The organism is Microbacterium azadirachtae, from assembly GCF_000956545.1.
GTDB classification, from domain to species: domain Bacteria; phylum Actinomycetota; class Actinomycetes; order Actinomycetales; family Microbacteriaceae; genus Microbacterium; species Microbacterium azadirachtae.
Genome location: NZ_JYIT01000086.1, coordinates 1 through 20,973 on the forward strand (window position 1 = coordinate 1; position 20,973 = coordinate 20,973).

At 70.1% G+C, this 20,973-nt stretch carries 19 protein-coding genes; 8 read left to right on the forward strand and 11 right to left on the reverse strand.

Going from position 1 to position 20,973, the window contains the following annotated elements; all coding sequences use genetic code 11:
* Window positions 1-424: hypothetical protein (locus RL72_RS20165; RefSeq protein WP_169748255.1), on the forward strand; the 424-nt coding region annotated here is incomplete at its 5' end.
* 55 nt (window positions 425-479) lie between these two features.
* Here RL72_RS20165 and trmD read toward each other — a convergent pair.
* Genes trmD through rpsP form a run of 4 tightly spaced genes read right to left on the reverse strand, consistent with a single transcriptional unit; the run spans window position 480 to window position 2,459 of the window.
* On the reverse strand, window positions 480-1,181 hold the full coding sequence (trmD, locus tag RL72_RS17550) for a tRNA (guanosine(37)-N1)-methyltransferase TrmD (RefSeq protein WP_045252184.1): 702 nt from the start codon (window positions 1,179-1,181) through the stop codon (window positions 480-482).
* Window positions 1,171-1,785 carry a ribosome maturation factor RimM gene (rimM, locus tag RL72_RS17555; protein ID WP_045252185.1) on the reverse strand — a complete coding sequence of 205 codons (615 nt, stop codon included), beginning with the start codon at window positions 1,783-1,785 and terminating at the stop codon, window positions 1,171-1,173. The genes trmD and rimM overlap by 11 nt, the downstream gene beginning before the upstream one ends.
* 2 nt (window positions 1,786-1,787) lie before the next feature.
* Entirely contained in the window at window positions 1,788-2,018 is a 231-nt protein-coding gene (locus tag RL72_RS17560) for an RNA-binding protein (RefSeq protein WP_045252186.1), read from the reverse strand.
* Window positions 2,019-2,024: 6 nt separating this feature from the next.
* The gene (gene rpsP / locus RL72_RS17565; protein WP_045252187.1) at window positions 2,025-2,459 is read right to left on the reverse strand and encodes a 30S ribosomal protein S16; all 435 of its coding nucleotides are present in this window, start codon (window positions 2,457-2,459) and stop codon (window positions 2,025-2,027) included.
* 259 nt (window positions 2,460-2,718) lie between these two features.
* Between rpsP and RL72_RS17570 the strand changes: the two genes are divergently transcribed.
* Window positions 2,719-3,858 carry a glutamate--cysteine ligase gene (locus RL72_RS17570; protein ID WP_045252188.1) on the forward strand — a complete coding sequence of 380 codons (1,140 nt, stop codon included), beginning with the start codon at window positions 2,719-2,721 and terminating at the stop codon, window positions 3,856-3,858.
* Between the two features lie 42 nt (window positions 3,859-3,900).
* Here the strand turns inward: RL72_RS17570 and RL72_RS17575 are convergent, their stop codons facing one another.
* Window positions 3,901-4,863, reverse strand: a complete 963-nt coding sequence (locus tag RL72_RS17575; protein WP_045252189.1) for a sugar-binding transcriptional regulator — start codon at window positions 4,861-4,863, stop codon at window positions 3,901-3,903.
* A gap of 108 nt (window positions 4,864-4,971) precedes the next feature.
* Here RL72_RS17575 and RL72_RS17580 point away from each other — a divergent pair, with 108 nt between their 5' ends.
* The 3 genes from RL72_RS17580 to glpK all read left to right on the forward strand — a co-directional run bounded on the left by RL72_RS17580 (window position 4,972) and on the right by glpK (window position 9,068).
* Window positions 4,972-6,681 (forward strand): glycerol-3-phosphate dehydrogenase/oxidase, encoded by a 1,710-nt coding sequence (locus RL72_RS17580; RefSeq protein WP_045252190.1) that lies wholly within the window; start codon window positions 4,972-4,974, stop codon window positions 6,679-6,681.
* Window positions 6,682-6,768: 87 nt separating this feature from the next.
* Window positions 6,769-7,524, forward strand: coding sequence for an MIP/aquaporin family protein (locus RL72_RS17585; protein ID WP_045252191.1), 756 nt, complete (start codon window positions 6,769-6,771; stop codon window positions 7,522-7,524).
* A gap of 29 nt (window positions 7,525-7,553) precedes the next feature.
* Window positions 7,554-9,068, forward strand: coding sequence for a glycerol kinase GlpK (gene glpK / locus RL72_RS17590; protein ID WP_045252192.1), 1,515 nt, complete (start codon window positions 7,554-7,556; stop codon window positions 9,066-9,068).
* 73 nt (window positions 9,069-9,141) lie between these two features.
* On the opposite strand, the gene RL72_RS17595 is transcribed toward glpK, so the two are convergent.
* Complete coding sequence (locus RL72_RS17595) at window positions 9,142-11,262, reverse strand: endo-beta-N-acetylglucosaminidase (protein WP_045252193.1); 2,121 nt, start codon at window positions 11,260-11,262, stop codon at window positions 9,142-9,144.
* A 194-nt stretch (window positions 11,263-11,456) separates the two neighbouring features.
* Here RL72_RS17595 and RL72_RS17600 point away from each other — a divergent pair, with 194 nt between their 5' ends.
* Complete coding sequence (locus RL72_RS17600; protein ID WP_045252194.1) at window positions 11,457-11,858, forward strand: hypothetical protein; 402 nt, start codon at window positions 11,457-11,459, stop codon at window positions 11,856-11,858.
* Between the two features lie 53 nt (window positions 11,859-11,911).
* On the opposite strand, the gene ffh is transcribed toward RL72_RS17600, so the two are convergent.
* Entirely contained in the window at window positions 11,912-13,462 is a 1,551-nt protein-coding gene (ffh, locus tag RL72_RS17605; RefSeq protein ID WP_045252195.1) for a signal recognition particle protein, read from the reverse strand.
* Window positions 13,463-13,508: 46 nt separating this feature from the next.
* The gene (locus RL72_RS17610) at window positions 13,509-14,096 is read right to left on the reverse strand and encodes a TetR/AcrR family transcriptional regulator (RefSeq protein ID WP_045252196.1); all 588 of its coding nucleotides are present in this window, start codon (window positions 14,094-14,096) and stop codon (window positions 13,509-13,511) included.
* A gap of 85 nt (window positions 14,097-14,181) precedes the next feature.
* Here RL72_RS17610 and lipB point away from each other — a divergent pair, with 85 nt between their 5' ends.
* The gene (gene lipB, locus RL72_RS17615; protein ID WP_045252197.1) at window positions 14,182-14,820 is read left to right on the forward strand and encodes a lipoyl(octanoyl) transferase LipB; all 639 of its coding nucleotides are present in this window, start codon (window positions 14,182-14,184) and stop codon (window positions 14,818-14,820) included.
* Window positions 14,817-15,806 carry a lipoyl synthase gene (gene lipA, locus RL72_RS17620; protein ID WP_045252198.1) on the forward strand — a complete coding sequence of 330 codons (990 nt, stop codon included), beginning with the start codon at window positions 14,817-14,819 and terminating at the stop codon, window positions 15,804-15,806. Before lipB ends, lipA begins: the two co-directional genes overlap by 4 nt.
* 76 nt (window positions 15,807-15,882) lie before the next feature.
* Here lipA and RL72_RS17625 read toward each other — a convergent pair whose 3' ends face one another.
* The 3 genes from RL72_RS17625 to smc all read right to left on the reverse strand — a co-directional run bounded on the left by RL72_RS17625 (window position 15,883) and on the right by smc (window position 20,966).
* Window positions 15,883-16,383 carry a DUF2004 domain-containing protein gene (locus RL72_RS17625; RefSeq protein WP_045252199.1) on the reverse strand — a complete coding sequence of 167 codons (501 nt, stop codon included), beginning with the start codon at window positions 16,381-16,383 and terminating at the stop codon, window positions 15,883-15,885.
* A 68-nt stretch (window positions 16,384-16,451) separates the two neighbouring features.
* Window positions 16,452-17,327, reverse strand: a complete 876-nt coding sequence (gene ftsY, locus RL72_RS17630; RefSeq protein ID WP_045252200.1) for a signal recognition particle-docking protein FtsY — start codon at window positions 17,325-17,327, stop codon at window positions 16,452-16,454.
* Between the two features lie 60 nt (window positions 17,328-17,387).
* Complete coding sequence (gene smc, locus RL72_RS17635) at window positions 17,388-20,966, reverse strand: chromosome segregation protein SMC (protein ID WP_045252201.1); 3,579 nt, start codon at window positions 20,964-20,966, stop codon at window positions 17,388-17,390.
* Between the last annotated feature and the right edge of the window lie 7 nt (window positions 20,967-20,973).

Sequence of the window (20,973 nt, forward strand, 5' to 3'; positions counted from 1 at the left end):
CGCGTACTCCGCACCCGCGGCCGCTCCGGCCGCTCCGCAGGGCTACGGACCCCCAGGGCCGTCGCAGCCCGAGCCCTCTCCGTACGGATCGGCACAGGCTCCCGGAGCCCCGCAAGCCCCCGCCCCCTACGCCGTGCCCGCGCCGGTGCCGGGGAAGGGACTCGCGATCGCGGGTCTCATCCTGGCGTTCCTGTTCCCGCTGCTCGGCTTGATCCTGAGCATCGTCGCCGCCGTCAAGCTGCGCAAGGCGCACGCCTCGGCGGGGCTCGCCATCGCCGGCATCATCATCGCGGCGGTGATCCTCATCGTCGAGATCGTCGCGATCGTCATCGGCGTGATGGTGTTCAGCAACATCGTCCAAATGTGCCTCGAGCTCGGCCCCGGCACCTGGCAGGTGAACGGGAGCACCTACACCTGCGGCTGAGCGCACAGACCGGGCCGGGTGCGCTGTGCGTGCCCGGCCTTCGTCGTCGGCGGGTTCAGTCCTCGCCGGCGAGCAGGTCGGGACGACGCCGCCGCGTGCGTTCGACCTGCTGCTCGCGCCGCCAGGCCGCGATCGCGCCGTGGTTGCCGCTGAGCAGGATCGGCGGCACCTCCCGGTCGCGCCATACGGAGGGCTTGGTATAGGAGGGGTACTCCAGCAGCCCGTCCTCGTGGGACTCCTCGACGAGGCTCTCCGGGTTGCCGACCACGCCGGGGATCAGTCGGCCGATCGCCTCGACCATCGCCATGACGGCGACCTCTCCCCCGTTGAGCACGTAGTCGCCGAGGCTGATCAGCCGCACCTCGCCGAGCTCGGCCGCCTCCTCGAAGACCCGTTCGTCGATGCCCTCATAGCGTCCGCAGCCGAAGATCAGGTGCTCCCGATCCGCGAGCTCGCGCGCCGTGGACTGGTGGAAGACCTCTCCAGCGGGCGAGGGGAAGATGATGGTGGGACGCGGGCCGCCGTCCGCTCCGGCAGCGAGCTGGTCCAGTGCGAGCCCCCAGGGCTCGGGCTTCATGACCATGCCGGCGCCGCCCCCGTACGGGGTGTCGTCGACCGTGCGGTGGCGGTCGTGCGTCCAGTCACGCAGGTCGTGGATCCGCAGATCGAGGATCCCGGTGCTCTGCGCCTTGCCGAGCAGCGACAGCGTCAGCCCGTCGAAGTACGACGGGAAGATCGAGACGACGTCAATCCGCACCGGGCGCGTCCTGGTCGGCGACGTCGACGGGACCGTCCTCGTCGGCGAGCTCCTCGAAGAGCCCCGGAGGAGGCGTGACGACGATCCGGCCTGCGGCGACGTCCACGGTCGGCACGATCGCGGACACGAAAGGCACCATGATCTCGGAGGTGGCGCCGCCGGTCGAGGTCCGGACGATCAGCAGGTCCTGCGCGGGCAGATGGTCGACGCGGACCACGCGCCCGACGACGACGTCGTCGCGCACGACGTCGAGTCCGGTGAGCTGATGGTCGTACCAGGCGTCGTCCTCGGGCTCCTCGGTGTCGTCCTGGTCGATCCAGAGGATCGCCTTGACGAGGCCCTCGGCCGCGGTACGGTCCTCGACGCCGTCGAAGAAGACGACGGAGCTGCCGTTCATCACGCGGTGCTCGCGGACCGTGATGGTCTTGCCGTGCCACGGAGATGCCTCGGGCACCTGCAACGTGAACTCGGCGCCGGGCCTGAACCGTCCGGCGGGATCATCGGTGTACAGCTCCAGCTTGAGGGCGCCCTTGAGCCCGTGCGCCTTGACGAGGCGCCCCACCCGCAGCTGGTTGCGGCCGGATGCGCGGTCGGAGACGGCCACGCTCAGTCGTCCGCGACGTCGACGCGCACGCGACGTCCGTCCGCGAGCGCGGTGATCAGCGTGCGCAGGGCCTTGGCGGTGCGGCCGCCGCGCCCGATCACGCGTCCTCGGTCGTCGGGGTGCACGTGCACCTCGAGGACCTCGCCGCGAGGCGACGAGGAGGCGGTGATGGTGACATCCTCCGGGTGATCGACGATCCCCGAGACGATGTGCTCGAGCGCGGCAGCCAGCACGACGGATTACTCCGCGTCGGTCGCAGCCTCGGCTGCGTCCTCGGCGGCGGCCTCAGCGGCAGCCTCCTCGACGGGGGCCTCCGCCTTCTTCTCGGCCTTGGGCTTGATGACGGACTTCTTGGCGGTGTCCGCCTGGAAGTCGGCCTTGGCCTCGGCGACCTTGAGGGTGGACTTCGCGTCCTTGTCGCCCTTGAAGATGCCCCAGTCGCCCGTGATCTTGAGGATGGCGGCGACCTGCTCGGTCGGCTGAGCGCCGACCGACAGCCAGTACTGCGCCCGCTCGGAGTCGACCTCGATGAACGAGGGCTCCTCGGTGGGGTGGTACTTGCCGATCTCCTCGATCACACGACCATCGCGCTTGGTGCGCGAGTCGGCGACGACGATGCGGTAGTACGGCGCGCGGATCTTGCCCAGGCGCTTGAGACGGATCTTGACAGCCACGATTCTCCTGAATGGTGTGGAAGGAAGACGAACTGATCACCAGAAGCGTGGGGTGCACACCCGGTGGAAGCTCTGCGGGTGGATCGCGGCCGGATAGAGGGTCGAGCGGCGATCCAGCTGTCCATTCTGCCAGATCCGGCCCGAACCCGCGAAACGACACCGCGTCGTGTCGATCATGTCGCGCGGCGACACGGAATGAGGGCCCCGGAGCCGGTCATGCGATCATTGGCCGACGATCTCCGTCCCGAATCGAGGTCACATGCCGATCGAGTTCACCTCCTCGCGACGCTCCACCGTGGGTCTGGAGTGGGAGCTCATGCTCGCCGATCCCGAATCCGGAGATCTCGTCGGCCGCGCGCCCGAGCTGCTGCGCGACCTGGAGCACGCCAGTGCCGACGAGCGGCACACGGTCACGGGCGAGCTGCTGACCAACACGATCGAGGTCACCAGCGGAGTCGGAGCCACCGTCGCGGACGCCGTGGGCGACATCGCCGCCGCGATCGCCGCGGTGCGCGCGGCGACGGATCCGGCCGGCATCGAGCTGCTCTCCGCAGGCAGTCACCCGTTCGCGCAGTGGTACGACCAGCAGGTGACGGACAAGACGCGCTACCACTCGCTCATCGAGAAGACGCAGTGGTGGGGTCGCAACATGATGATCTGGGGCATCCACGTGCACGTCGGCGTGGAGGACAGGGACAAGGTGCTCCCGATCGTCGGCGCGCTGACCGCCTATCTCCCCCATCTCCAGGCGCTCGCGGCCTCGAGCCCGTTCTGGGCCGGCGAGCGCACCGGCTACGCGTCGAATCGCGCTCTCGTCTTCCAGCAGCTCCCGACCGCCGGCCTCCCGTGGCCCCTCGCCGACTGGGCGGCCTATGAGTCGTACCTCGACGACATGGTGCGCACGGGCGTGATGACCGACGCCACCGAGGTGCGCTGGGACATCCGGCCCGCCCCGCGCTGGGGCACGATCGAGGTGCGCGCGTGCGACGGCATGTCCACCCTGCGCGAGCTGGCGGCCGTGGCGGCGCTCACCCAGGTGCTGGTGGAGTCGTTCTCCCGCGACCTCGACGAGGGGCGCGCGCTGCCGACGCTGAGTCCGTGGTTCCATCGCGAGAACAAGTGGCGCGCCGCCCGCTACGGACTCGACGCCGAGGTGATCGTGGCCCCCGACGGCACGCAGCGCTCCGTGCGCGCGCATCTGGCGGAGGAGCTCGAGCGTCTCGCCCCCGTCGCCGCAGACCTGCAGTGCTCCACGCAGTTCCGCGGTGTGGCCGACATCCTCGACGGAGGCGCCAGCTACGAGCGCCAGGTCTCGGTCGCCGACGCGACAGGCGGAGATCTGCACGAGGTCGTGGGTCACCTCATCCGCGAGTTCCGCTCCGGGCCCGAGACGCTCTGAGGGGCCCGCGCGACGCGCGCGGCGCCTCAGGAGTCCTCCGGGTCATCCCTCCACGAGCTGACGCGCGAGCCCCTCGTCCAGCACGACATCGGTGACGAGGCGCGCGCCGATCGCCGCACGCAGCGACGGCAGCTTCTGCGCACCCGCGACGACGCAGAACCTCCGCGCGACCCGCCGCAGGCGATCGAGCCCCGGTCCGGTCGCCCTGGCGTTCACCGCGATGTCCTTCCAGGTGCCGTCCGCGCGGAAGAACACCGTCGCCACGTCGCCGATCGCACGGTCCTCGCGCAGGCTCCGGTAGTCCTCCCTGCCGAGGTAGCCGCCGACGTACACGCGGCTGGGCACCTCGGCGCTGGGCGATCCGACGCTGAACACGGCGAGGTCCATCTTCGCCTGCAGGTCCAGCACGCGCAGGGTGCTGCGCTCCCGCCACATCGCCTCGCGGGTGCGGGGGTCGTCGAAGAACGCCGGCACGGGGAACTGCTGCACCTGCGCGCCGAACGCGGATCCGAAGCGCTGCAGGATCTCGCTCGAGTACTCCACACCGCTCGTGAGCGTGTTGCCCGCGCCGTTCAGCTGCACGATGGTCGTGCCGCGCGTCTCCTTCTGACCGAGCTCACGGCTGACCGCGCTGATGGTGGATCCCCACGCGAGTCCGACCACCATGTTCGAGTCGATGACCTGAGTCAGCAGACGGCCGGCGGTCAGCGCCACCCGCTCGAGGCGCTCCACCTCGGTGACGCTCTCCGGCATCGGCACGACGTGCGCGGTGACCTGCAGGCGATCGTGCAGCTGCTGCTCGAGCTCTCCCGCATGCTCGAGCGGCGAGTTGATCCGGATGTCGACGAGGCCCACCTCGCGGGCGTAGCTGAGCAGGCGCGAGACCGACGATCGCGAGGTCCCGAGCTCCTCGGCGATGACATCCATGGTCTTGTCCTGCAGGTAGTACAGGCGCGCCGCGGTGAGGGCCGCCGCCGCCTTGGACTGGCGCTTCCGTTCAGACATTTCCGGCCCTTCGCGTAGTGATCCGACCGATTCTTGCACATTCGTGCAGCTTGCTTGACCATAAGGGCGCCTGGGGGAAAGCTGTGAGAAATCGGGAAGGAGACGATGATGACCGACCACATCCACAACGCCGAGGAACGCCCCGAGGTGACCGAGGTCCGCGAGGCCGGACGCACCACGGTGCTGGTGATCGGCGGAGGGATCAACGGCATCTCCACCTTCCGGGATCTCGCCCTGCAGGGCGTCGACGTCGTGCTGGTCGAGCGCGGAGACTTCGCCTCCGGCGCCTCGTCGGCGTCGAGCCACATGATCCACGGCGGCATCCGCTACCTGGAGAACGGCGAGTTCCGCCTGGTCAAGGAGTCAGTCACCGAGCGCAACGGCCTGATCAAGATCGCGCCCCACTACGTCAAGCCGCTGCAGACCACCATCCCGATCTACTCGACGTTCTCGGGGATCCTCTCCGCGCCGCTGCGCTTCCTGACGCACAAGTCGGGCAAGCCGCAGGAGCGCGGTGCGTTCCTCATCAAGATGGGCCTCACCATCTACGACACCTTCTCCCGTGACGGCGGAACGGTGCCGCGGCACAAGTTCCTCGGACGCAAGAAGTCGCTCGCCGAGCTGCCCGCGATGGATCCGAAGATCAAGTACACGGCGACGTACTACGACGCGTCGATGCACGACCCGGAGCGCCTCGCCCTCGACGTCCTCCAGGACGGGCGCGCGGCCCACCCTGGCGCGCGGGCGCTCAACTACGTCGAGGCGATCGGCCACGACGGCGACGCCGTGCTGGTGCGCGACCGCGAGAGCGGCACCGAGTTCTCCATCGCCGCCGACGTCGTCGTGAACACGTCCGGCCCGTGGACCGACCTCACCAACGAGGCCATGGGCGAGCTGACGCGGTTCATGGGCGGGACCAAGGGGTCGCACATCGTGCTGGACAACCCGGAGCTGCTCGCCGCGACCCGCGGCCGCGAGATCTTCTTCGAGCACTCCGACGGGCGCATCGTGCTGATCTACCCGCTCAAGGGCAAGGTCATGGTCGGCACGACCGACATCGACGCGGATCCGCGCGAGGTGCCGCTGTGCACCGAGGAGGAGGTCGACTACTTCTTCGACCTCGTCCACCACGTCTTCCCGGCCATCGACGTGAACCGCGACCAGATCGTCTACCGCTTCAGCGGCATCCGTCCGCTCCCCCGCCACGAGGACACCGCCCCGGGCTTCGTCTCGCGCGACTACCGCGTCGAGGTGGACAACAGCCGCGCCGTCCCGCACCTCAGCCTGGTGGGCGGCAAGTGGACGACGTTCCGCGCCCTCGGCGAGTCGCTGTCGGACAAGATCCTGGAACTGCTCGGCCGCACCCGTGTCGTCTCGACGCTCGGCCGCGCGATCGGCGGCGGCAAGGGGTACCCCCAGGGCGACGCCGCCCGCGCCGCCTGGATCTCGCAGAACCTGCCCGGCGCCGGCGATCGCGCCGAGGCGCTGCTCAAGCGCTACGGCACCCGCGCCGCCGACGTGTGGCAGTACGTCGAGCAGGGTCCGGACGCGCCTCTGGCGGGCGGTCAGCTGTCCACCCGGGAGCTCGAGTGGATGGTGCAGAACGAGCTGATCGTGCGCCTCGAGGACGTCATCCTGCGCCGCACCAGCCTCGCGTTCACGGGCGACGTCACCGAGGACATCCTCGAAGAGGTCGCCGAGGCGCTGGCCCCGCTCAAGGGCTGGGACCGCGCGCGGACCGCCCGTGAGGTCGAGCTCACCCGCGATCTGCTCAACACCCGCCACGGATTGTCCCTCAGCGCCCGCACCCACGGGTAACGAGGTTCCCCCGCCGCCCTCATCGGCGTCCATCTCGAACACCGCATCGGCAGAGGGGCCGGTGCTCTGCGAAAGGTCAATGGAGACATGACTGAACCGAATCTCGGACTGTACTTCCTGTCCGAACTCGTCGGAACGGCGATGCTGCTGCTGCTCGGCTGCGGCGTCGTCGCGAACGTCGCCCTCGCCAAGAACAAGGGCAATGGCGGCGGATTCCTGATGGTCAACTGGGGATGGGGCCTGGCGGTCTTCGCCGGTGTGCTCGTCTCGGCGTGCTCGGGTGCGATCCTGAACCCGGCTGTCGGAATCGGCCTGCTGGTCGCCGGCAAGATCACCTTCACGATGTTCCTCGTCGCCACCGGGGCTGAGCTCCTCGGCGCCATCATCGGCGCCGTGCTGTGCTGGCTCGCGTACAAGCAGCACTTCGACGAGGAGCCCGACCCGGCCAACAAGCTCGGCGTCTTCTCGACCGGCCCGGCGATCCGCTCCTACGGCTGGAACCTCGTCACGGAGATCATCGGCACCTTCGTCCTCGTCTTCGTGATCTTCGCGTTCGCGGACTACGGCGACGTCAAGGTCGGCACGCCCGGGGGTCTCGGCCCGCTCACGGCGCTTCCGGTCGCCCTCCTCGTGGTCGCGATCGGCGCCTCCCTCGGTGGCCCGACCGGCTACGCGATCAACCCCGCCCGTGACCTCGGCCCGCGCATCGCGCACGCGATCCTGCCGATCAAGGGCAAGGGCTCGAGCGACTGGGCGTACTCCTGGGTGCCCGTCGTCGGCCCGCTCATCGGCGGTGTCCTCGCCGCGCTCCTCGCCCCGGTGCTGCTGCACCTCGTGAAGTAACCCGACCCTGATTCAAAGGAGAACAGCACATGGCTGACTACGTCATCGCCATCGACCAGGGCACGACCTCGAGCCGCGCCATCATCTTCGACCGCAAGGGCAGCATCATCGCCACCGGCCAGAAGGAGCACGAGCAGATCCTGCCGCAGGCCGGCTGGGTCGAGCACGACGCTTCGGAGATCTGGGCCAACGTCCAGGAGGTCATCGGTCTCGCCCTCACCCGCGCGCACCTGACCCGCCACGACATCGCGGCGGTCGGCATCACCAACCAGCGCGAGACCGCCGTGGTCTGGGACAAGACGACCGGCAAGCCGGTGTACAACGCCATCGTGTGGCAGGACACGCGCACGCAGCCCATCGTCGACCGCCTCGCGGCGGACGGCGGCGTCGAGCGGTTCAAGCCGGTCGTCGGTCTGCCCCTGGCGACCTACTTCTCGGGCACCAAGATCGCCTGGATCCTGGAGAACGTCGAGGGCGCGCGCGAGAAGGCCGAGGCGGGAGACCTGCTCTTCGGCACGACCGACTGCTGGGTCCTGTGGAACCTCACCGGCGGCGTGAACGGCGGCGTGCACGCGACGGACGTCACCAACGCCTCGCGGACCATGTTCATGGACCTCGAGACGCTGCAGTGGCGCGACGACATCCTCGAGGCGTTCGGCGTGCCGAAGTCGATGATGCCGTCGATCCGCTCCTCCTCCGAGGTGTACGGCGCGGCGGAGGACTCCTCGCTGCTGCGCGAGACCCCGATCGCCGGCATCCTCGGCGACCAGCAGGCGGCCACGTTCGGCCAGGCGGCGTTCAACACCGGCGAGAGCAAGAACACCTACGGCACGGGCTGCTTCCTGATCTTCAACACGGGCGAGGAGATCGTCCACTCGAAGAACGGTCTTCTCACCACCGTGGGCTACAAGCTCGGCGACGGTCCGACGCACTACGCGCTCGAGGGCTCCATCGCCGTCACGGGATCCCTGATCCAGTGGCTGCGCGACCAGCTCGGCATCATCGACTCGGCCCCGCAGGTCGAGGAGCTGGCCGACAAGGTCGAGGACAACGGCGGCGTGTACATCGTCCCGGCGTTCTCGGGCCTGTTCGCGCCGTACTGGCGTCCCGACGCCCGCGGCGCCATCGTCGGTCTGACGCGCTATGCGAACAAGAACCACATCGCCCGCGCGGCGCTCGAGGCCGTCGCCTTCCAGACGCGCGACGTGCTCGACGCGGTCAACGCCGACGCCGGCGTGGACCTCACCGAGCTCAAGGTCGACGGCGGCATGGTCGCGAACGACGCGCTCATGCAGTTCCAGGCCGACGTTCTCGGCGTGCCGGTCGTGCGCCCCGTGGTCGCCGAGACCACGGCGCTGGGAGCGGCCTACGCCGCCGGCCTCGCCGTCGGGTTCTGGACGGGTCTGGACGACCTGTCCGCGAACTGGCAGGAGGACCGCCGCTGGGAGCCGACCATGGACGCCTCGGAGCGCGATCGCCAGCTGCGCCTGTGGCACAAGGCCGTCACGAAGTCGATGGACTGGGTGGACGAGGACGTCAAGTAAGCACGCTCTCCGACAAGAGGCCCCAGGCCCCGCTCCGGCGGGACCTGGGGCCTCTCCCCTCTGATCCTCGGGTTCAGCCGCCGAGCGCGGCCTTCACGGGCGCGCTCCGCGAGCCGTCTGCACCGAACGCGACGAGCTGGAACCGCGTCCCGGCGGCGACGTCCACGGACTCGGCGAAGAACACGTCCCGGTGCACCCTGCCCAGCCAGTTCTGGCCGGATCCCGTCAGCTGGAACACGTCGTAGCCGGTCGCGTCGTCCTGCAGCGTCCAGGAGAATGTGAGGTGGCGGCGCGCCGATCCCGCATCGCCCGCATCCGCGACGGAGAACGCGGCGGGCTTCGCGGGCTTGGCAGGCTTCCCCGCGGCCCGCAGGACGATGCGCCCCAGCCGGCCGTCGCCGCTCGTGCGCAAGGAGATCCGCGCGATGCCGCGACCGCGCACGTCCAACTCCGCGCCCCACTGAGCCCACCCGGATCCGTCGTCCGCGGCGTTCAGCCGATGCCAGTCGATCTGCGCCGGCGCGTCCTTCCACGTGATGCCGAGCTCGACGGCCTGGACGCCCTGCGCGCGCAGGTCCGCGACCATCGACTTGGGGGTCGTCAGATCCGTCTTGAAGAGGTGGACGACACCGGATCCGCGCAGGGTCAGGCTGTGCCCGCTGCCGTACGACGCGGTCTCGTCGAGCGCGACGGCAAGACCGCCCTCCGTCCAGTACTGCCAGGTCAGGGAGCGGTCGGCGCACCCCATGTTGTCCCACCCCGAGCTGCGCACCTGAGCGCCCTCGAGCCAGAACCCCGAGCCGACCCCGATGTTGAAGTCGGTGGCGATCGGAAGCTCTCCGTACGGGGACCGCTCGGTGATCCAGTGCGCGATGCCGTCCCACTGCCGGTAGTTCAGCACATCGGTGCGGTACGGCGGCGTGCGCGGTTCGAGCCGGCCCGAGGAGTGCGGATCGCCCGTCGGCCCGGACCAGAACCGCTGCTCCAGATCCCGGTAGGTGCGACGGCCCTCGACCGTCGACGTCGTCCCGTCCCACGATGCGTCGAGCCAGATCTGCGAATCCACGAAGAGGGCGACCGAGGTGGGCGCCGCGCGTCCCGGGCCCGCGACCCGGCCGAAGTCCTCCTCCGGCCGGAAGCCGCCCTTCTGGTGCTCCACGCCGGCGAAGCCGACCACGTGCGGATCGCGCCCGGCCGCCTGCGCCGACGCGGCGCTCAGGCTGAGGTCCGGATCGGCCCCGCCGTCCTCCGCCTGCCACCAGTAGTTCATGAAGATCGAGTCGTAGATCGGCTCATCCGGCGTGCCGAGCCAGCGAAGATTGTTCTCGCTCAGCCGGTTCTCGTAGGTGACGACGCCGGTGTCGAAGTCCGCGGAGTCGTAGCCCTGCAGATAGAAGTCCGGATCGGTGCGCTTGATGTACCGCAGCAGATCCTGGAACTTCGCGATCTGCGCGGCGGTGACCGTCCCCTCCTGGTTGATGAAGAGACCGTCGAAGCCGAAGTACCTGCGGATCTCGATCATCTTGTCGCCGACCGGGAACGAGCCGTCCGCGTTCTGCACCAGGAAGGAGTCGAAGTCGACTGGACGGGGCCAGAACCAGCCCCCGATCGACCGCGCGCCGTTCTTGTGCGCCGCCTCGGTCCAGCCCGGGTTCGGGATGTCGATGACGCCGTAGGGACGCCCGGGCGCGCGCTGGCCGTCGACCATCTCGATCGGTGCCGATCCCTTGACCTGCCCGTGCCACGTGCCCCAGATGTCGATGTACGACCAGTACCGCTGCGTGTAGACCTGCGGCTCCAGGCCGATCGGCTGGTTGTGCCCCTCGTAGATGCTGCCCGCGTCGTCGATCGTCAACGTGGACAGCCGGGTCGCGGGATCCAGATCGGGATGCGCCTGGGTCGCCGCGAACGGCGCGATGCGCGTCGCCCGCGGGATCAGGCAGCGCAGGTGCGGCCCCCAGGGCGTCGCCGCGGGGTCGAAAGCGAGCAGGTCGTCGGCTGCCCATCCGAAGGTGTACGGTCCCGGCGGCGTCCCCCCGGAGGCCGGCACCGGGGCCGCTGCGGCCTCGGCCATCGGGCGCCCCATCGCGACACGGCTCGCGGCGGACGCGGGCGGGGCCGAGGCCCCGACGAGGAGCGCTCCGAGTCCGGCACCTCCCACGGTCAGGAATGTTCTGCGGCTGAATTCGGCCATGAATGCACCCTCCAAGGTTGCGCGACATTGCGTTCGACCCCCCGTGCCGACCGGCGATGCAGGGGCTTGCCGAGAGACTATAGCGTTTTAGTCAGCCTGAGCAACCGTCTCCTCGTCCGGGCACTCGAGAGGCGATAGAGTGGCGACCCACGATCTCGCCGCGCCGACGGCGGACGACGTCAGGGGGTACGCCGATGAGCACGCCGAGCTCCGACGAGGTGCACGCACTCGAACAGCTTCTGAGCGCGAACGTGTTCGACGTCTCGGCGCGGCTGTTCGTCGCGACGTTCGGGCCCGGCACGGCTTCGAAACCCGGCCGCGAGATGAGAGCGGTGCACGAGGCACTCGCCCAGCAGGCTGGCCTCCCGCGGATTGGCCTCCTCGGCCCGCGGGACGATCGCGCCCTCATGGTCGCCCTGGAGTGCGTGCTCCTCTGGGAGCGCTCGCTGCTGGCCGCGCGCGGCTGGTCGGGCGACCATGCGACGCCGACCGTCCGGCTGCTTCGCCGCGGCGAGAGCGTGCGCGCGAGCGCCGACCCCCTCACGGGGGCGAGGGCCGCCCTCGGCAACCTGGTGCTGCCTGGGACCCCGGGCTGACCCGCGGCGACGACGCGGCGCTCAGCCGCTCATCGGAGAGGGCTCGACCGACCTCAGTTCTTGCCGAAGAGCTTCTGGATCTCGGCCAAGTCGGCCTCGGAGGGCGCCTTCTGGCCGCCCAGGCCGAAGCCCGTGCCCGTCGGGGACGGGTTCGCGGCAAGACCGGCGTTCTCGGCGGCGCGCTTCGCGGGGTTGCCGGAGCGGGAGCCGGAGGACTTGCCCTTCTTCCCCCGCTTGGACGAGGCGCCCGGACGCCCCATGCCGGCCATGGGACCCATGCCGGGGATGTTGGGGGTTCCGCCGCGTGCCACCGTCTTCATCATCTTGGCCGCCTGCTCGAAGCGCTGCACGAGCTGGTTCACGTCGGTCACGGTCATCCCGGAACCGCGCGCGATGCGCAGGCGGCGCGAGCCGTTGAGGACCTTGGGGTTGCGTCGCTCGCCCGGCGTCATCGACCGGATGATGGCCTCGGTGCGGTCGATCTCGCGCTCGTCGAAGTCCTCGAGCTGCTGCTTCATCTGGCCCATGCCCGGGAGCATCCCGAGCATCTTCTTCATCGAGCCCATCTTCTTGAGCTGCTGCATCTGCTCGAGGAAGTCCTCGAGGGTGAAGGTCTCGGTGGCGAGCTTCTCCGCGACCTTGAGCGCCTCGGCCTCGTCGAACGCCTGCTGCGCCTGCTCGATCAGGGTGAGGATGTCGCCGAGGTCGAGGATCCGGCTCGCCATGCGGTCCGGGTGGAACGGCTCGAGGTCCTCGAGGCGCTCGCCGGTCGACGCGAACATGATGGGGCGCCCCGTGATCGACGCGACCGACAGCGCGGCACCGCCTCGGGCATCGCCGTCGAGCTTGGAGAGCACGACGCCGGTGAAGTCCACACCGTCCTGGAACGCTTTAGCGGTGTTGACCGCGTCCTGACCGATCATCGCGTCGATGACGAACAGGACCTCATCCGGATCCACGGCCTTGCGGATGTCGGCGGCCTGCTTCATCAGCTCGGCGTCGACGCCGAGCCGTCCCGCGGTGTCGATGATGACGATGTCGTGCTGCTGGCGGCGGGCGTGCTCGACGCCGTCGCGCGCGACGCGCACGGGATCGCCGACGCCGTTGCCCGGCTCCGGCGCGAAGATGGTGGCTCCGGCCTGCTCCGCGACGACGGTCAGCTGAGTGACGGCGTTGGGGCGCTGGAGGTCGGCGGCGACGAGCAGGGGCGTGTGCCCCTCCCCCTGCAGCTGCTTGGCGAGCTTCCCGGCGAAGGTGGTCTTTCCGGAGCCCTGCAGACCCGCGAGCATGATGACCGTCGGCGGGTTCTTCGCGAACTCCAGTCGGCGCTGCTCGCCGCCGAGGATGGCGATGAGCTCCTCGTTGACGATCTGCACGACCTGCTGCGCCGGGTTCAGCGCCTTGTTGACCTCGTCGCCCAGCGCACGCTCGCGCACCTTCGCTGTGAAGTCCTTGACGACCGGGAGCGCGACGTCGGCGTCGAGCAGCGCGCGGCGGATCTCGCGGACGGTGCCGTCGACGTCGGAAGCGGACAGCTTGCCCTTCGTGCGCAGATTGCGGAAGGTCTCGGTGAGCCGATCGGAGAGCGTGCCAAAAGTAGCCATGGTGGTGCAATTCTACGCGAGCCGATCCCCCGCCCGCGCAGGGCGCTCAGCCCCAGTGCAGGTCGGCGATCCGCGGCAGGGCGTGGCGCAGCTGCCCCAGCGGGGAGCCGTGCCCCGCGCCGCCCTCGGCCCACGCTCGCAGGGAGGACAGCACGACGACCGCGTAGGCGGCGCCCAGCACGTCGGCGCGGATGCGCTCGACGCCCGCGCCGCGCGCGGCGTCGGACAACGCGGCGGCGAGGCGACCCTGCCGCAGCGCGGACTCGCGCTGGAGCTCCTCCTCCAAGCCCATCGCCCGGGCGTTGCCGAAGGCGAGCGCGAGCGGATCGGGTTCCACCCCGTCGAGGATGGCGGAGAGCACGGCCTCGACCCGCTCCGGATCTGCGCCGGCCGACGGCTCGGCGAGGGCCGCGACCGCGCGATCGAGGCGCTCGTCGAAGCCCGACCACAGCACATTGCTCTTGGACGTGAAGTAGTTGAAGAAGCTCGAGCGGCTGACCCCTGCACGCTGTGCGATGTCGGCGATCGACGTTCCCTCGTAACCGGACTCGAGGAACAGCTCGCAGGCCGCCTCGGCGATGGTCGCGCGCGAGGAGACGCGGGGGCGGCCGACGCCGCGGGCGGGGGTGCTCACCCCGCCACCGTATCGCGCAGCGCACGGGTCGCGTTTCACCCCTATTATTGAACTGCATTCAACAACTCGATCAGAAGGATCGGTCATGCTCGACATCCAGACGGCGGGACTCGCTCCCGACTTCGTCCCCTACCTCGAGGGATGGGACCTGCAGCGACGGATCCATGCCGACGTCGTCGCGGGGACGCGCCCCGACACCCTGCTGCTCCTGGAGCACGAGGCCGTCTACACCGCGGGCAAGCGCACCGAGCCGCAGGAGCGGCCTCAGGACGGCACGCCCGTCGTCGACGTCGACCGCGGCGGCAAGATCACCTGGCACGGGCCCGGCCAGCTGGTCGGCTACCCGATCGTGCGCCTGCCCGAGCCCATGGACGTGGTCGCGCACGTGCGCCGGTTGGAGCGGCTGCTCATCGAGGTGCTGCATCCGCTGGGCGTCGAGGGCTATCAGGTCGACGGGCGCAGCGGCGTCTGGGTGCGCCGTCCGCTCAGCGAGGACAAGGTCGCGGCCATCGGCGTCCGCGTGCAGCAGGGCGTCACGATGCACGGCTTCGCGATCAACTGCGACAACACCCTCGCGGGGTTCCGCGGGATCATCCCGTGCGGCATCACGGACGCCGGCGTGACGACGGTGAGCGAGGTCGTCGGCCGCGAGATCTCCCCCGCCGACATCGTCGACGCCGTGTCCGCGGGGTTCGCCGCCGAGTACGCGGAGGTGGCCGCATGAGCGCCGCGCCCGAGGGACGCAAGCTTCTGCGTCTGGAGATCCGCAACGCCGAGACCCCCATCGAGCGCAAGCCCGAGTGGATCAAGACCAAGGCCAAGATGGGCCCCGAGTACAAGGCGCTGCATTCGCTCGTCAAGGACGAGGGCCTGCACACGGTGTGCCAGGAAGCCGGCTGCCCGAACATCTTCGAATGCTGGGAGGACAAGGAGGCCACCTTCCTGATCGGCGGCTCCCAGTGCACGCGGCGGTGCGACTTCTGCCAGATCGACACCGGCAAGCCCGCCGACTACGACACCGACGAGCCCCGCCGCGTGGCGGAGAGCGTGCAGCAGATGGGCCTGCGCTACGCGACGGTCACGAGCGTCGCCCGCGACGACCTCCCCGACACGGGCGCGTGGCTCAACGCGGAGACCGTCCGCAAGATCCACGAGCTCAACCCGACCACGGGCGTCGAGCTGCTCGCCAACGAGCACAACGCCGACCCCGCCTTCCTGGGCCAGATCTTCGACGCCCGTCCCGAGGTGTTCGCGCACAACGTCGAGACTGTTCCGCGCATCTTCAAGCGGATCCGCCCCGCGTTCCAGTACGAGCGCTCGCTCAACGTCATCACGCAGGGGCACGAGGCGGGACTCATCACCAAGTCCAACCTCATCCTCGGCATGGGCGAGGAGCCGGAGGAGGTCGTCCAGGCGCTGCAGGACCTGCACGACGCCGGCTGCGACATCATCACGATCACGCAGTACCTGCGGCCCACGCCACGGCACCTGCCGGTGTCCCGGTGGGTCAAGCCGGACGAGTTCGTCGCGTTCAAGCAGGAGGCCGAGCGGATCGGGTTCCTCGGAGTTCTCGCCGGCCCCCTCGTCCGCTCGTCCTATCGCGCCGGCCGGCTGTGGGCGCAGTCGATGATCTCGAAGGGTCGCGAGATCCCGCCGCACCTGGCGCACATCGCCGAGGGTGCGGATCTGGGCTTCGCCCAGGCCGTCTGAGACGCACGCCCGGGGCCGTCCGAGCGGTCCGCGCCTGAGGTCGCCGAGCGAGCCCAGGCGCGGACCCGAGCCCGCGTCAGTCGGCGCTCATGACCGACAGCACGGAGCCGTCGGACCCGAAGTTCACCAGCAGCACGTCGTCGTCGCCGTCGGCGTCGAGGGCGTACTCGAGCACGGCGAACGGCTCGCTGCCGCCGTGCTCATCGACGAGCAGCGTCATGCTCATCAGGCGGAGCGAGCGGATGATGTCGACGGCCGCATCGCCGCTGACGTCGACGAGATAGTCCGTCAGCTCGTCGCCGTACTCCTCCTGCTGCTGCAGGATGTACTCGGTGACCTCGCTCGTGCGGTCGTCCACCTCGGCGAGCATCCCGCGACGGGCCTTGTCGTCGATGGCCTCGAGTCCGGAGACGAAGGCGGCGGCGATGTCGAGCGACTCGGACGACACGTCGTCCTGGTCCGGCGCGGTCAGATCCACGGTCAGGGCGTGGTCGCCGAACTCGACCGTCTCGGACCAGAAGATCGATCCGTCCGGTCCCGAGGACAGCAGTCCGAAGAAGTCGTGTTCGATCGCCATAGGGCTATAAAACCAGCCTTGCGCGCGGGGCGGTAGTCCGCGCGGCGCGCGCCGGGAAACGGCTCGGATCAGGAGCCGACCAGGGCCTGCACGAAGACGTGCGGGGTGAAGCCGGTGAGGTCGTCGATGCCCTCTCCCTGCCCCAGGAGCTTGACCGGGATGCCGGTGCGCTCCTGCACGGCGAGCACGAATCCGCCCTTGGCGGAACCGTCGAGCTTGGTGAGCACGAGGCCGGTCACGCCGGCATGCTCGAGGAACGCCTCCGCCTGCATCACGCCGTTCTGCCCGGTCGTCGCGTCGAGCACCAGCAGCACCTCGCTGATCGGGGCCTGCTTCTCCACGACGCGGCGGATCTTGGACAGCTCGTCCATCAGGCCGCCCTTCGTGTGCAGCCGGCCGGCGGTGTCGATGATCGCGATCTCCGTGCCGTTGTTCTTCGCGTACTCGACCGTCTGGAACGCGACGGACGCCGGATCCTGGCCCTGCTGCTGCGGGCGGACGATCGCGGCCCCTGCCCGCTGCGCCCAGGTGCCCAGCTGCTCGACGGCGGCGGCGCGAAACGTGTCGGCCGCTCCGACGACGACGGATCGCTGATACCCGCGCAGGAACTTCGTGAACTTGCCGATCGTCGTCGTCTTGCCGACCCCGTTCACGCCCACCACGAGAACCACCGCCGGCCGCTCCGTGAGCTTCAGGGTGGTGTCGAACTTCGCGAAGTGCTCCTCGAGCGTCTCGCGGAGCATGCGCTGCAGATCCTTGGGGTCGGTCGTTCGATAGCGCTCCACTTTGGCGCGCAGCTCGTCGACGAGGCGCTCCGTGATGTCGGGCCCGAAGTCGGCCGTGAGCAGCGCGGTCTCGAGGTCGTCCCAGGTGTCGTCATCGATCGTGGGCTTGACGAACATGCCGCGCAGCGCGCGACCGAGGGACCAGGACTTCTCCGCCATGGCACCCAGCCTACGGGGCGGGCGCGAGCGGATCCGTCGTGTTCGCCGAGGGCGCGCGGGTCAGACCGCGGCGGCGGCGCGATCGCCGACGCGCTGGCCGACGACCGCCGAGACGCCGTCCTGGCGCATCGAGACGCCGTACAGGGCGTCCGCGATCTCCATCGTGCGCTTCTGATGCGTGATGACGAGCAGCTGCGAGCTGGCGCGGAGCTGCTCGAACACGGTGAGCAGGCGCCCGAGGTTCGCGTCGTCGAGCGCCGCCTCGACCTCGTCCAGGATGTAGAACGGGCTGGGGCGGGCCTTGAAGATCGCGACGAGGAGCGCGACGGCGGCCAGCGACCGCTCGCCGCCGGAGAGAAGCGACAGTCTCTCGATCTTCTTGCCCACGGGACGGACGGCGACCTCGATGCCGGTGTTCAGCAGGTCGTCGGGGTTCGTGAGCGAGATGCTGCCGGCGCCGCCCGGGAACAGCAGCGGGAACACCTCGCCGAACGCCTGGCGGGTGTCCTCGAACGCCGAGGCGAAGATCGTCTGCATCCGCTCGTCCAGCTCGGCGATGATCGTCAGGAGATCCTGCCGGGTCTTGGTCAGATCTGCCAGCTGCTCGGTGAGGAACGCATGCCGCTGCTCGAGAGCGGCGAACTCCTCCAGAGCGAGCGGATTCACGCGCCCGAGCTGTCCGAGCTTGCGCTCGGCCTCCTGAAGCCGCCGCTGCTGGATGCGGCGATCGTACGGGATCCCGGTCGGGACCGGGTCCTGCTCGACCGCGTCGTCCTCCGCCGCGTCCACGAGATCGGCGGGCTCGGCCGCGACCGCCAGGACGTCGCGGGGAACGAGCTGATCAGGTCCGTATTCGGCGATGAGGATGTCCTCGTCCAGGGCGAGCTCGGACTGCACCCGCTCGAGCAGGCTGGTCAGGTGCAGCTTCTTCTCGTGGATCTGCAGCTCGAGGCCGTGCACGCTCTCGGTGAGGCCTGTCAGACGCTCGCGGATCGACGCGTCCTGGCGGCGCAGCGCGCTCAGCTCCTCGTTCTGCGCGGAGCGGGCCGATTCGGCCGCGGCCAGCGCCAGCCGCGCCTCTGCGACGGAGCGGTCGAGGGAGTCGAGGATCCGGGGAAGCTCTGCGGCCACGCCCGACGCGGTCTCGCGCTGCGCGCGCCGGATCACGGCACGGCGGGCGGCCTCCGCCGCTGCCTCGCGCTCGCGCTCACGCTGTCGCTCCAGCGAGGAGACCCTGCTCTGGGCCGCACGGACCCGCTCGCGCAGGGTCTCGATACCCAGGCGCGCCTCGACCTCCGCCTCCCGGGCCGCTTCGAGGGCCTCCAGGAGCCCGTCGCGCGCCGAGGCGTCGAGCACCGGCCGGGGGGCCGCCTCGGCGTCGGCCAGGGCCTGCTTCGCAGCGTCGGCATTGCGCTCGGCATCCGCCACCGCGGACTGCGCCTGCGAGAGGCCGGTCTCGAGCCGGTCGCACTCGGCGATCGCCGACTCGTGCTGCACCGTCACGCGGTTCACCTGCTCGGTGTGCGCCGCGAGCGCGGCATCGTGCTCGCGCAGGGTGCGCAGTGCGTCCCTGGAGGTCCGCCGCGCGGTCTCCAGCTTCTCCGTCCCGTCTTCGCGTGCCTCGCGCAGGGAGTCGACGACGACGCGCACCTCGCTCAGGCGGTCGACGGCGGCGTCGCGCTCGGCGATGAGCTCGAGCCGCGACCGCTCGCCGCCCGAACCGGTGTGCAGGGTGTGCGCCGTGAGCACCTCGCCCGCCTTCGTGACCACGGTGAGCGGCACGCCGGCCGCCGCGGCCGCCGCGGCGTGCGCCGATCGCGCGGCCGTCAGGTCCTCCACGATCACCACGTGCGACAGGACGCCGAGGACTCCCGCCGGGGCCGTCACCACGTCCGTCGCGGGAGTGGCACCGGCGATCCGTGCGTCGGACACCGCGGTGGCCGCACCCTCCGCGATCACGATGTCGTAGGCGCCCGCCGTCACGTCGTCGGCGGCGAGCGCGAAAGCCGCCGCCACGTCGTCGACGAGTACGCCTTCGGCAAGAGGTCCGAGCACCGCCGCGATCGCGGCCTCGTACCCGGGCGTGACCTGCACGGCGTCGCCCACGAGCCCGCGCACGCCGGAGAGCCCCGCCGCCACGATCTCGGCCGCGCCGCCGGTCACGGCGATGGCACTGCCGAGCGCCGAAGCCTTGGCGGTGAGGGCTTCCGACTCGCGCTCCGCGGCGTGCAGCCGTTCGCGCAGCCCTTCGAGCTCGGTCTCGGCGGCGACGGCGCGGGCCTGCGCATGCTCGTACGCCTCCGCGTGCTCGGCGGCAGTGCCCTCGGGAGCCTCGCCCTCCTCGATCCGCTCACGGGCCTCGGCGGCTTCGCGCCGACGCTGATGCGCGGCCTCGAGCGCATTCTCCTGCCGCAGCACCGCGCCGCGCACCGCGGCCAGCGCCGATGCCGCCGCCTCGGCCTGACCGCGCAGGGTGGTCAGGCGCATGTCATGAGCCGACACGAGTGCGCTCTGCTCGGCGATGTCCACGTCGAGCGCGTCGAGCTCGGCACGCGCTTCGGCGACGGCGCGCGTCGCCTCCTGCGCCACGTCCTGCGCGCGCCCGATTCCGGACGAGATCTCCTCGACCTCGTCCTTCGCCTCGTCGATCGTCGCCTGCGTCACGGTCACGGCCGTCACCGCGGCGTCGTCCTCCTCGGATCCGAGCAGGGCGAGCCTCTGATTCGCGAGGGTGAACAGCCCTCGCATGCGCTCCTGCACCTGCTCGAGCCCGAACGCGATCCGACGGGCCTCGTCGACGGCGGCCGAGTTCTGCAGCGCCTCCAGGCGCGTGATGTCGGCGCGGATGCGGTCGGCTTGCTCGCTCAGCACCACGCGTTCGGCATGGCGCTCGTGCTCGTTGCGCGTGTGGTCGGCCAGCGCCGAGCGCAGCTGCACCACGTCGTCCGCGAAGATGCGCGCCTTCGCATCGCGCACCACTGCGGCGATGGTCTGCGCCTCGCGCGCGATCTCAGCCTGGCGGCCGAGCGGCTTCAACTGCCGGCGGATCTCGCCCGCCAGATCGCTGAGGCGCGTGAGATTGGTCTCCATCGCGTCGAGCTTGCGGAGGGTCTTCTCCTTGCGGCGCCGGTGCTTGAGGATCCCGGCCGCCTCCTCGATGAACCCTCGACGGTCCTCCGGGGATGCCTGGAGCACCGTGTCGAGCCGGCCCTGGCCGACGATGACGTGCATCTCCCGCCCCAGGCCGGAGTCGCTCAACAGCTCCTGGACGTCGAGGAGCCGGCAGCCCTCCCCGTTGATGGCGTACTCGCTCGACCCGTTGCGGAACAGGGTGCGGCTGATCGTCACCTCGGCGTACTCGATCGGCAGCGCGCCGTCGCTGTTGTCGATCGTCAGCTGCACCTCGGCGCGTCCGAGCGGGCCGCGCGTCGACGTGCCGGCGAAGATGACGTCCTCCATCTTGCCGCCGCGCAGGGTCTTGGCTCCCTGCTCCCCCATCACCCAGGCGAGCGCGTCGACGACATTGGATTTGCCGGATCCGTTCGGTCCGACGATGCAGGTGACGCCGGGCTCGAAGGCGAACGTGGTCGGCTGCGCGAAGGACTTGAACCCTTTGAGGGTCAGGCTCTTCAGATGCATGGGCACG